The 11,200-nt window shown below is 61.3% G+C and carries 11 protein-coding genes; 2 read left to right on the top strand and 9 right to left on the bottom strand.

The genetic code is table 11. The annotated features are described in order from the left end of the window. Window positions 1–1,314, bottom strand: a 1,314-nt coding sequence (xseA, locus tag Q0M35_RS11625) for an exodeoxyribonuclease VII large subunit (RefSeq protein ID WP_295315388.1), incomplete at its 3' end; no start/stop codon positions are given. An 81-nt stretch (window positions 1,315–1,395) separates the two neighbouring features. Between xseA and purD the strand changes: the two genes are divergently transcribed. After that, a complete protein-coding gene (gene purD, locus Q0M35_RS11620; protein WP_295315386.1) occupies window positions 1,396–2,658 on the top strand; it encodes a phosphoribosylamine--glycine ligase in 1,263 nt (420 codons plus the stop codon). Window positions 2,659–2,678: 20 nt separating this feature from the next. On the opposite strand, the gene Q0M35_RS11615 is transcribed toward purD, so the two are convergent. Both Q0M35_RS11615 and Q0M35_RS11610 read right to left on the bottom strand, forming a co-directional pair. After that, complete coding sequence (locus Q0M35_RS11615; RefSeq protein ID WP_295315384.1) at window positions 2,679–3,425, bottom strand: VCBS repeat-containing protein; 747 nt, start codon at window positions 3,423–3,425, stop codon at window positions 2,679–2,681. Next, window positions 3,425–3,748, bottom strand: a complete 324-nt coding sequence (locus tag Q0M35_RS11610; RefSeq protein ID WP_169641261.1) for a 2Fe-2S iron-sulfur cluster-binding protein — start codon at window positions 3,746–3,748, stop codon at window positions 3,425–3,427. The genes Q0M35_RS11615 and Q0M35_RS11610 overlap by 1 nt, the downstream gene beginning before the upstream one ends. A gap of 124 nt (window positions 3,749–3,872) precedes the next feature. On the opposite strand from Q0M35_RS11610, the gene Q0M35_RS11605 reads away from it, so the two are divergent. Further along, window positions 3,873–4,253: an OB-fold nucleic acid binding domain-containing protein gene (locus Q0M35_RS11605; RefSeq protein ID WP_295315392.1), complete on the top strand. Its 381-nt coding sequence runs from the start codon at window positions 3,873–3,875 to the stop codon at window positions 4,251–4,253. Between the two features lie 57 nt (window positions 4,254–4,310). Here the strand turns inward: Q0M35_RS11605 and Q0M35_RS11600 are convergent, their stop codons facing one another. The 6 genes from Q0M35_RS11600 to rpiA form a co-directional block, all read right to left on the bottom strand. Then, the gene (locus tag Q0M35_RS11600) at window positions 4,311–5,774 is read right to left on the bottom strand and encodes a DegQ family serine endoprotease (protein WP_295315381.1); all 1,464 of its coding nucleotides are present in this window, start codon (window positions 5,772–5,774) and stop codon (window positions 4,311–4,313) included. A 200-nt stretch (window positions 5,775–5,974) separates the two neighbouring features. Next, on the bottom strand, window positions 5,975–6,172 hold the full coding sequence (locus tag Q0M35_RS11595; protein WP_295315379.1) for a DUF2065 domain-containing protein: 198 nt from the start codon (window positions 6,170–6,172) through the stop codon (window positions 5,975–5,977). Beyond that, window positions 6,169–7,068: a protease modulator HflC gene (locus tag Q0M35_RS11590; RefSeq protein WP_295315377.1), complete on the bottom strand. Its 900-nt coding sequence runs from the start codon at window positions 7,066–7,068 to the stop codon at window positions 6,169–6,171. The genes Q0M35_RS11595 and Q0M35_RS11590 overlap by 4 nt, the downstream gene beginning before the upstream one ends. Beyond that, on the bottom strand, window positions 7,068–8,222 hold the full coding sequence (gene hflK, locus Q0M35_RS11585; protein WP_295315375.1) for an FtsH protease activity modulator HflK: 1,155 nt from the start codon (window positions 8,220–8,222) through the stop codon (window positions 7,068–7,070). The genes Q0M35_RS11590 and hflK overlap by 1 nt, the downstream gene beginning before the upstream one ends. Window positions 8,223–8,295: 73 nt before the next feature. Continuing rightward, window positions 8,296–9,768 (bottom strand): FAD-dependent oxidoreductase, encoded by a 1,473-nt coding sequence (locus tag Q0M35_RS11580; RefSeq protein WP_295315373.1) that lies wholly within the window; start codon window positions 9,766–9,768, stop codon window positions 8,296–8,298. A 113-nt stretch (window positions 9,769–9,881) separates the two neighbouring features. Next, the gene (gene rpiA / locus Q0M35_RS11575) at window positions 9,882–10,670 is read right to left on the bottom strand and encodes a ribose-5-phosphate isomerase RpiA (protein WP_295315371.1); all 789 of its coding nucleotides are present in this window, start codon (window positions 10,668–10,670) and stop codon (window positions 9,882–9,884) included. Window positions 10,671–11,200: the final 530 nt, after the last annotated feature.

Raw genomic sequence — 11,200 nt, 5'->3', positions numbered from 1 at the left:
GCGCCGCCAGGCTGCGATCTGCCGCTGCCCGGCGTCAGAGAGCCGCGTGGCCAGATCCCTGAGCTGACGCTCTTTACGGCTGTTCTCGCGGGCAAAAGCGTCAGGCCGAAAACGCCGGAGTTGCGTCGCGAACCGGTCTTTTTTCACCGAAACGGTACGCACCAAAGCAGGCGCCAGCCGGACAGCACGGTCAGCAAGGCGTTTGCGGTCCCCCTCAACGGCACGGCGCAGCGTTGCCGGCCTCAGCGAGCCGCTGACATCCGCGAGCCGTACTGTGCGCCGCTGCACACCGGCCATCAGCGCCGGGCCAAGGCGCGCGGCGCGGATATCGAGTCGCTGGCGCGGTGTTTCGAGCAGACTGTCAGGGCGCGGCAGCGCACGGGCCAGATCACGCAGACGTTGTCCGCGCCGCGTCAGACCATTGCTCAGCGCCTGGCGCATGCGTGCGTCCTGCCCGTCGAGCCAGGTAATCAGTTCATGACGCACAGGAACAGCCAGTTCCGCCGCAGCCGTCGGCGTGGGCGCGCGATGATCTGAGACGAAGTCGATAAGCGTGGTATCCGTTTCATGACCCACTGCGGAAATCAGCGGGATTTCCGAGGCCGCAGCCGCCCGGACGACGATTTCTTCATTAAAGCCCCACAGGTCCTCAACCGAGCCCCCGCCCCGGGCCACGATCAGCAGATCGGGCCGTGGAAGCGCGCCGCCGGGGCTCATGGCGTTGAAACCTTCGATGGCCGCGGCAACTTCAGGCGCGCACTTCTCACCCTGAACAGCCACCGGCCAGATCAGCACTTTGCGCGGAAAACGGTCGCGCAGCCGGTGCAGAATATCGCGGATCACAGCACCCGAGGGCGAGGTCACCACACCGATCACTTCGGGCAGATAGGGCAGCGGCTTTTTGCGCGCGGCATCAAAGAGACCTTCTGCCTCCAGCGCTTTGCGGCGTTTTTCCAGCAGCGCCATCAGCGCGCCCATGCCCGCGGGTTTGATGTCTTCAATGATGATCTGGTACTTTGACTGACCGCCGAATGTCGTCACACGGCCCGTGGCGATGACTTCCATTCCCTCTTCGGGCGCGGTTTGCAGGCGGGCCGCCACTCCTTTCCAGATCACCCCGGCGATCACCGCACGGTCGTCCTTGAGGTCGAGATAGATGTGGCCCGAGCGGGGTCTGGACACGCGCCCTACCTCGCCTTTGATCCGCACGTGACCGAATTCGCCCTCGATCACCCGCTTGATCGCGCCCGACAGCTCGGTAACGGTGAATTCAGGGCTGTTGATGCCCTCGTCGGGGCTGTCGATCAGATCCATCTCTGCTCTGGTGTTGTTGTTTGCTCAGGCGCAGCTTAGAACGCCCGAAAACCAATTGCCATGCAGATCGGGAGCGCCGCTATGAACATTCTTATCCTTGGCAGTGGCGGGCGCGAACATGCACTGGCCTGGGCGGTGATGCAGAACCCCAAATGCGACCGGCTGATCGTGGCACCGGGCAATGCGGGAATTGCGGATATCGCGGACTGCGCAACGCTTGATATCGAAAACGGCGGCGCTGTGGTGAATTTCGCCGAAGAAAATGCCATCGATTTTGTGATCATCGGCCCGGAGGCACCACTGGCCGCCGGCGTGGCCGACCGGCTGCGCGACGCGGGCGTGCTGGTCTTCGGGCCTGGTGCGGAGGCCGCACGGCTTGAGGCGTCAAAATCTTTTACCAAAGAGATCTGCGACGCCGCCGGGGCGCCGACCGCGGCCTGGGGACATTTCACCGATGCTGATGCTGCGCGGGCCTATGTCCGCAAACAGGATGCGCCGATAGTGATCAAGGCCGACGGGCTGGCGGCCGGAAAAGGCGTGATCATCGCACAGACCGCCGAAGAGGCAGAGGCCGCGATCGACGATATGTTCGGCGGTGCATTTGGTGCCGCCGGTGCCGAGGTGGTGATCGAAGAATTTATGGACGGCGAAGAGGCGTCGTTTTTCGTGCTCTGCGACGGCGAGACCGTACTGCCCGTGGGCACGGCACAGGATCACAAGCGCGTCGGTGATGGCGATACCGGGCCCAACACCGGCGGCATGGGGGCATATTCGCCTGCGCCGGTTATGACGGACGCTGTTGTCGAGACCACGCTTGAGACGATTGTGCGTCCGACGATGGCGGAGATGACCGCGCGCGGCATGCCCTATCAGGGGGTCCTGTTTGTGGGTCTCATGATTAAAGACGGGGTACCGCGCCTGGTAGAATACAACGTCCGTTTCGGGGATCCGGAGTGCCAGGTGCTGATGATGCGGCTCGGCGCTCAGGTGCTGGACCTGATGCATGCCACAGCAGAAGCGCGGCTTTCACAGACGCGGGTGAACTGGGCGGATGATCATGCACTTACGGTGGTCATGGCTGCGCGGGGTTATCCCGGCGCCTATGAAAAAGGCTCGGAGATCCGGGGCCTTGAGGCTCTGCCCGAGGACAGCCGCTGCATGGTCTTTCACGCCGGCACCGGGCGTGCTGAGGGTAAGCTGATTGCGCAGGGAGGGCGGGTTCTGGCCGTCACCTGCCGGGCAGAGAGCCTGAGTGCGGCGCGCGATGCAGCTTATGACATGGTCGGCAAAGTGAACTGGCCCGAAGGCTTTTGCCGCAGCGATATCGGGTGGCGCGCACTCTGAGGCGGGCCGGTCTTTCAGTTTCAGTACGCACAGCCCATCGCGCGGGCAAAGGCCGGGCGGCCGGTGTCGGTGCCGAGAACACGGCCCTCAATGACTGCGCCGTCAAACCGCAGCGCCACAAGCTCTGACCAGTCTGCCGTGGCCAGGACCATCTCCGGGGCACCATCACACATGCGTATGCCACCGGCGATGTCGCGTTCTCCGATCCGGTGGTTGGTATAGCCGGCAAGCAAGGCAACCTCTGTCAGTGCGCTATGATCATATCGCCAGATGCGCAGGGTTTTTGCGAGATGCGGCCGGTCGATCCAGGCGATTTCCACGAACCCGTCGCCGTCCAGATCGGCCGCCCCCAGAGGCGCCAGCCAGCGAAACCTCGTGCCGATGAAGGGCGTCGCCGTGATCCGCCCGTCGTGGTCCCAGACGGCAAGCCGTGCGCCCTGCGTCTGGCTGCTTTCCACCACAATGACTTCCGGCGAACCATCGGCATCCAGATCGTGCAACCGTGGCGCTGTGTCCTCGAAAACCAGATCGTCCGGGAGGCTCAGGCGGCGTTCTGTCCCGTCTGAGAGCGTCAGCACAAGCGTGATGTTCTCCACGTCATCGCCAAGCACCGCGTGTGCATAGCGGTCGGTCGGATCTGCATAGCGGGCGGCGTTGATGGTAACGCCGGCAAAGGCCGGCCCTTGCAACAGGCACACCGCCAGAAGTGCGCGGCGCACGGGTGCTGCCAGCAGGCGCGACAGCAGACGCCGCGCCCTCGCCCGCATCAGATCTGTTTTTCCGGCATCTGAACGACCAGCCCGTCGAGAGCATCGGTTACCTTCAGCTGACAGGTCAGACGCGAGCGGGCAGGATCGGGCTCATAGGCGAAATCGAGCATGTCCTCTTCCATGTCTTCCTTAGCGGGCAGTTTCTCCACCCAGGCAGGATCCACATAAACATGGCAGGTCGAACAGGCACAGGCCCCGCCGCAATCGGCCTCGATGCCGGGAATGTTATTATCCCGCGCGCCTTCCATGACGGTCAGACCATTGGCGACATCCACCACATGCTCGGTGCCACCGTGTTCGATATAGGTAATCTTTGCCACGTCTCCGGGTCCCCTCTTTTTATCTCAGCCTTCTCTACCGGGGGCATATAGGACGTGCCAGCCTCTTTTGCGACCCGGAAATCAGATGTTTGCGACAGCCATGTTTTGTTCTATATTTGTTCTCATGTATGTTGCCCGTCCTTCTTCCGCACCCCGCTCGTCAGAAAGTGCCGAGACCTGGCCGCGCCCGCCGTCCTGCCTGGTGGCGGAGCGCCTGCACGCACCGCCGCTGAATGCGCGGGTCACGGTGGCCGGGCTGGTCATCCTGCGCCAGCGTCCGGGCACCGCCAAGGGCGTGATCTTTATCACGCTTGAGGACGAGACCGGAGTGGTCAATGTGATTGTCTGGCGCCATGTCTACGAACGTTTCCGGCGCGCTGTGGTCGCAGGCCGCATGCTGCGCGTCACCGGTCGTCTGCAGCGGGCGCATTCGGTCACCCATGTGCTGGCAGAAGAGATCGAAGACATTTCGGCCATGCTCGACAGCCTCATCGCGGTGCCCTGAGCGCGCAAAAAAGGCGCCCCGCAAGAGGCGCCTTTTCCGGTTTCGTTCGGATCGTATCTATTCGGCGAGCGACAGCGCCACAAATCGCGGATCACCGGCACGGCGCACCAGCAGCAGCAGCGATTTGCGTCCCGCTTCCTGTGCCGCCTCGACACGTTCCTGAAGTTCGGCCACGGTACCTACCTTCTGCTGGCCCGCTTCGGTGATCACATCACCGGCGCGCAGGCCTTTTTCAAAGGCTTCGGAGGCTTCGTCCACGTCCGTCACGGCAAGGCCGCTCATGTCAGTTCCGATGCCAAGCTCTTCGCGCAGCTCATCCGTAAGCATCGTGAGCGTCAGGCCCAGCATTTCGGTTGCAACAGGCTCTTCCTCTTCATCGGGCGCCTGGGCCACGGCCGGCACGGCACCTTCCGCTTCCTCGCGTCGGCCAAGCGTCACTTTGAGAACCTTGGATTTGCCCTCCCGCAGCACGGTAACCCGCACCGTTTCACCAACCGGGCTGTTGCCCACACGGCGTACGAGGCCACGGGTGTCCGCGACTTCTTTGCCGGCAAAGCTCACGATCACATCACCGGCTTCCATGCCCGCATCGCGCGCGGGCCCTTCCGGCACATCTGTAACCAGCGCCCCTGCCGTGCTCTCAAGGCCCATGGACTCGGCCAGATCGTCGGTCAGATCCTGGATCCGCACACCCAGCCAGCCGCGGCGCGTTTCACCGAACTCTTTGAGCTGGTCGATCACGCGGGTCACCACGTTAGAGGCCATCGAAAAACCGATACCGATCGAGCCGCCGTTAGGCGACAGAATCGCGGTGTTCACGCCGATCACATCGCCGTCCATGTTGAAAAGCGGACCGCCGGAGTTGCCGCGGTTAATCGCAGCATCAGTCTGGATGTAGTCGTCATAGGTGCCGCTGAGGGCACGGTTGCGTGCAGATACGATCCCTGCAGAAACAGAGAACCCCTGACCCAGTGGATTGCCCATCGCGATGACCCAGTCGCCCACACGGGCAACATCACTGTCACCGAAAGAGACAAACGGCAATGGCGCGTCGGCTTCCACTTTCAGCAGAGCGATATCGGTGTTGGGGTCGGTACCGATCACTTCGGCTTTGAGTTCGTCGCCGTTGAAAAACTCGATAAGGATCTCATCGGCCCCTTCAATCACGTGGTTGTTGGTGACCACGTAGCCGTCTTCGGAAATCACAAAGCCAGAACCGAGTGCGGAGGAGCGCCTGGGGCTGTCGCCGTCACCGCCACGGTCGCGGAAGAAATCCTCGAAAGGCGAACCTTCGGGTACGATCCCCTGCGGACCGGTGGGACGCGAGACAACTGTTGATGTGGTGATATTGACCACCGACGGGCTGATTTTCTCCGCCAGCGGGGCAAGACTTGATTGCTGGGCCAGCGCGCTGAGCGGTTGAACCAGCATAAATACCAGCGTCAGAACCGCCAGCATGAGCACACGCATTTGCGTGATATCGGAATTAAATTTTGACAAGGATACTGCCTTGGGCTGCATTCTCCGCCTCCTGACTCTCGTTTCAGATCCCTGAGATCTGTTTTGCACACTGCATGTGTGGTGACACACAGACTGCATGTAGGGTGACATCCGTGCAACATCCAAGATGGTTCGCAGTGTCAGAGTTTCAACAGTATGTTACCAAAGCGTGAAGATGCGGTGCGGTGATCCGATCATTGCCGGCCTGGTCATCAGAGCCTTCAGCCGGCGCCCGTATTGACCGCGATCCAGACAAGGATCGCCCCGCTCACAACAACCAGCCAGCCGACCTGACGGACAGCGCTTTCCGGCAGGCTGCGCAGCATCTCAAGCATACGCTCCACAAGCGAAGGGGCCAGCGCATAGGCCAGCCCCTCGACAATCATCACCAGCCCGAGGGCCAGCAGCACGGTGCTCACTGGCGCTCGCCTTCGTCTGACCGCGCACCCTGATCGGAACGCAGGTAGTTGAAGAACTCGCTGTCCGGAGACAGAACCATGCTGGAGTTACTGCCTTTGAGCGAGCGCTCATAGGCGGTGAGCGAGCGGTAAAACTCAAAGAACTCCGGATCCGCGCCAAAGGCATCGGCAAAGATCGCATTCCGCTCCGCATCGGCCTGACCGCGGATGATGTCCGCTTCCCGGGTCGCATCCGAGGTCAGTTCGATCACAGTACGGTCCGCCAGGGCGCGAACCCTCTGGGCCGCTTCCTCACCTCGGGCGATCTCGTCTGCAGCTTCACGTTCCCGCTCAGCCCGCATCCGCGCAAACGTCGCATCAAGGTTCTGCTCAGGCAGGTTGGTCTGTTTGAGGCGCACGTCCACCACTTCGAGGCCCAGAGGCAGCGCCCGCTGGCGGGCCTGGGTGGTGATCCGTGCCATCAGTTCAGCACGGTCCGCCGACAGGATTGTATTGGACGTCACACCATCAGAGCCGAGCACCGCGCGGATCGTCGGGTTGAGAATGCCCTCAAGCCGGTCTTCTGCGGCCCGAAGACCACCCACACCGACGGCCTGACGGAACTGGGTAACATCTGAAATCCGGTAGCGCGCGAACGCGTCGACGACAAGCCGGCGGTCATCAGAGGGCGTGACCTCGGTCACTTCCGTATCCAGCGCCAGAATTCGGTCGTCATAGCGCACGACTTCCTGAATAAACGGGATTTTGAAGGCCAGACCGGGATCTTCTTTCACAGATTTGATCTGTCCGAACTGCAGCACCAGCGCCTTTTCGCGCTCATCCACGATAAAGACAGAACTCAGCAAGCCCACGACGACAATCACAGCAATCGGGATCAGAAATTTGGTCGCCTGCATCAGTTTGTACCTCCTGTGCTGCGTCGCAACTCATTGAGGGGCAGATAGGGAACGATGCCCTGACCGCCGCCCGCACCGCCGCCACCGGCGCCGCTTTCGAGGATGATTTTGTCCACATCGCCCAGCACCCGCTCCATCGTCTCAAGATAAAGACGTTTGCGGGTGACTTCAGGCGCTTTGGCGTATTCCTCCAGAACGGAGGTGAAACGCGCGGCCTCACCTTCGGCTTCGTTAACCTGCTGGGCACGGTAGGCTTCGGCCTGCTCAAGCTGGCTTGCGGCTTCACCACGGGCACCCGCGGTCACACGGTTTGCATAGGCATCAGCCTGACGTTCAAGACGGTCGCGCTCCTGCTCTGCCGCCTGAACCTCGCGGAAGCTGTCGATGACCTCACGCGGCGGGTCAGCCTTATCGAGGTTCAGACGAATGATGTTCACGCCGCTGTCATATGCATCGAGCGTGCCCTGAATGAGCTGCTCGGCCTCGTCGGCGATAACCTGGCGATCCCGGTTGAGGATCGGTGCAAGCTGGTTGCGGGCGATAACCTCGCGCATGGCCGATTCGGACACAGCGCGGATTGTCGCCTGCGGCTCTGCCAGGTTGAAGAGATACAGAGCAGGGTCGCTGATGTTCCAGACAACCTGGAAATCGATATCGATGATGTTCTCATCCGTGGTCAGCATCAGGCCGCTGTCGGTGCGCGCACCGATATCTTCGGTCTGTTCGCGCGTTACCGGAAGCACCTCTGCGGTGACCAGCGGCCAGGGCGCAAAGTTCAGACCCGGGTTGCCGGTCGAGGAATACTCTCCGAGAAAGAGCTCAACCGACTGCTCTTCAGGTGCGACGGTATAAAAGCTGGCCATCAGCCAGGCACCAACCGCACCAATCGCAATAAGGCCGATCGTCCCGCGGGTGAACGCCGGACCGTTGTCGCCGCCATCCCCGCCTGAGCCGCCGTTGCCGCCCCTGCCGCCCATCAGAACACGCAGGCGCTCCTGACCTTTTTTGACCAGCTCGTCGATTTCCGGGATCTGCGGGCCTTCGCCTCGCGGGCCACGCGGACCACCGCCGCCTCCGCCACCCGAACCACCGTTCGGCCTGTCACCACCCGAATTGCCGCCGCCCCCCCAGGGGCCGCCATTATTGCCAGCCATTAAATCACTTTCCCTTCTGAACCGCGTCGCATGCGGATAATGCAAGCCATAGGTACGTTTTAACGCGCGGAATTCAAGCCGTCCGGACCGGGTTCCGCATTGTCACGATCTCTTCGGACATTGTGGGATGTACCGCAACCGTCCTGTCGAAATCTTCTTTGGTCGCGCCCATCTTAACGGCGATCCCCGCCATCTGGATCAGTTCGCCGGCATTTGGTGCGACGATGTGACAGCCCAGAACACGGCGGCTCTCCACCGAAACGATCAGTTTCATCAACACCCGGTCGGGCTGTCCGGCAAAGGCTGTCTGCATCGGTCGAAACGATGTGCAGTAAACCTCGACCGGTTCGCGCTCGCGCGCATCTTCCTCGCTCAGACCCACTGTGCCCATCTCGGGCTGGGTAAAGATCGCCGATGGGATCAGCTCATGATCAACCGCCGTCGGATTGCCTTTGAAGACCGTCTCGACAAAGGCCATGCCCTCGCGGATTGCAACCGGCGTGAGGTTCACCCGGTTTGTCACGTCGCCGATGGCATAGATCGACGGCACGGCCGTCTGGCTGAACTCATCTACCACAATTTCGCCCCGTCGGCCGGTTTTCACGCCCACCTCTTCGAGGCCCATATCGCGCGTGTTCGGATCGCGCCCGGTGGCAAAGAGCACCATATCGAAAACCTTCTCCGATCCGTTGGTGGCTTTCACCCAGACAGGGCCCGCGCCCGCGCCCTCTGCCCTGCGCTGATGTGCAGTCTCACTGCGCTCTTTGGCCGTGCCGCCCATGGCTGCATCGGATTCTGTCGGCCCACCGGTCAGGGAATGATCACCATCTGCGGGGCCCATTTCGAGGATGTTGGTGCCCACATGCAAATCGATGCCCTTTTCACGCATGGATTCGGCGACCAGACCGCGCGCCTCTTCGTCAAAGCCCCGCAGGATCTGGGCACCCCGGTAATACTGCGTCACCTCGACGCCCAGACCGTTCATAATGCCGGCAAACTCGCAGGCGATGTATCCACCGCCCACAATCAGGATCGATTTCGGCAACTCATCAAGGTGGAAGATATCATCAGACACGATGCCCAGATGTGCATTGACCAGATCAGGCCGCACCGGGTGCCCGCCGGTGGCCACAAGGATATGTTTGGCGGTTTTTGTCCCGCCGGTGCTGAGTGAGATCTCATGCGGGCCGGTGATGCGGGCACGGGCGTCAAAGGTCTCGACACCGGAGCCTGCGAGCAGATTGCGGTAAACCTGTTCCAGACGGTCGAGCTCGTCATTCAGTTTGCCGCGAAAGGCGGGCCAGTCGAAGCTGCCCTGCTGCATGTCCCATCCATAGGCGCAGGCCTCTGCGGTCACGCCGGCGTATTCGGAGGCGAAGACCATCAGCTTTTTAGGGACGCAGCCGCGGATCACGCAGGTGCCGCCGTAGCGGTCTTCCTCTGCCAGCGCCACCTTTGCGTCCGCCTCGCCGGCAGCCACGCGGGCCGCGCGCACGCCGCCGGAGCCGCCGCCGATGACAAAAAGATCATAGTCAAAGTCGCTCATTATACCGGGCCTTTCTTAATTATGTCTGGCGGGCGGAAGATATTCTGCAGGCTCAGTTTTACCACGGCAGAAGTTGCCGGAAAGCCATTTGCGCAATCACGAGCGCGTGTGCTTCAGTCGCTGAAGTCAGCGAAAATGTTTGTGCCCTCGGTCAGATCGATGCGCTCTGTATCAACAGTGCCCTCATTTATATCGCGCAGTTCCACGCGCCCGTCGGCAAACCCCATAATGACCCGGTCGCAGATGTCGATAAAGAGCCCGTTTTCCACAACGCCGGGCATCTGGTTGAGCACAAGTGCCAGCTGGCGCGCGTTGCCGATGCGCCGCAGATGAAGGTCAAGAATGTGATTGCCCTCGTCGGTGACATAAGGAACGGCGCCGTTCATGCGCAGCGCGGTGTCACGGCCCAGTACGTCCATCGACACCAGGGTCTCTTCGATCAGCGCCTGTGTGGTCTGCCAGCCGAACGGGATGACCTCCACAGGCAGCGGAAAGGCCCCCAGCGTTTCGACCTCTTTGCTCGCATCCGAAATGACAATCATCTGGTCCGATGCAGTTGCGACGATTTTCTCCTGCAACAGCGCGCCACCGCCGCCCTTGATCAGGTTGAGATCGCCGTCAAATTCATCTGCCCCGTCGATCGTAAGATCAAGCCAGCGGGCCTCATCAAGCGAAATCACCTCAATGCCAACCTGGCGGGCAAGTTCGGCCGTTCTGGTCGAGGTCGGCACGCCTTTGATGCGCAGCCCGTCATCGCGGACCATCTCTCCCAGACACCTGACCAGCCATGCCGCCGTTGATCCCGTACCCAGCCCGACCTTCATACCGCTTTCCACAAACTGCGCGGCGCGCTTTGCAGAGATGAATTTGGCTTTGTCGATCGGTGAAAGGTCAGAGGACATGGGCCGGGCTCCTGAAGGGACAGTCAGGGCCTTATAGAAAACAAGTGCGACGGGCGCGAGACCCGAATCGTTCTTTTAGCCAGCCTGCGGACCTGCTGAGAGCGCAACCACTCTGGCGGAAAACGCGCAGACGGCAGGTGAGCCCGGGTGTGCCATTGTTCAGGTTTGCAGCACAGAGCCGGATTGTGGCGAAAATAAGGCAGCCCTGAGCGGCAGTTACGGGCGATGTCCGACAGAACCCCGGCCCGCATGCTGTGGTCGTCCCGTTAAATTGTCATCTGACAGAAACCTCCGGGAGAGGATTGAGTAAAGAGTATAAAAGGTACAATTGAAGCCGCTGCGACGGTCGTTCTGATGATCGCCGGCGACCTGATGGCGGCAACGACCGGCATGTTTGAGGGCGAATACAATGTCTCAAACGCGAGCAACGGCCTGCACGGTGCCTGTCTGAAGAATTTCATCACCGGGTACGGCGGCACGTATAATTACCGTGGGATCGAGAAAGGCCACCTTTCTTATGATGACGGCGA

The organism is Roseobacter sp., assembly GCF_024639605.1.
Taxonomy (GTDB): domain Bacteria; phylum Pseudomonadota; class Alphaproteobacteria; order Rhodobacterales; family Rhodobacteraceae; genus Roseobacter.
Note: the sequence above shows the minus strand (reverse complement) of the source record. Positions and strands in the feature narration are given on the sequence as shown.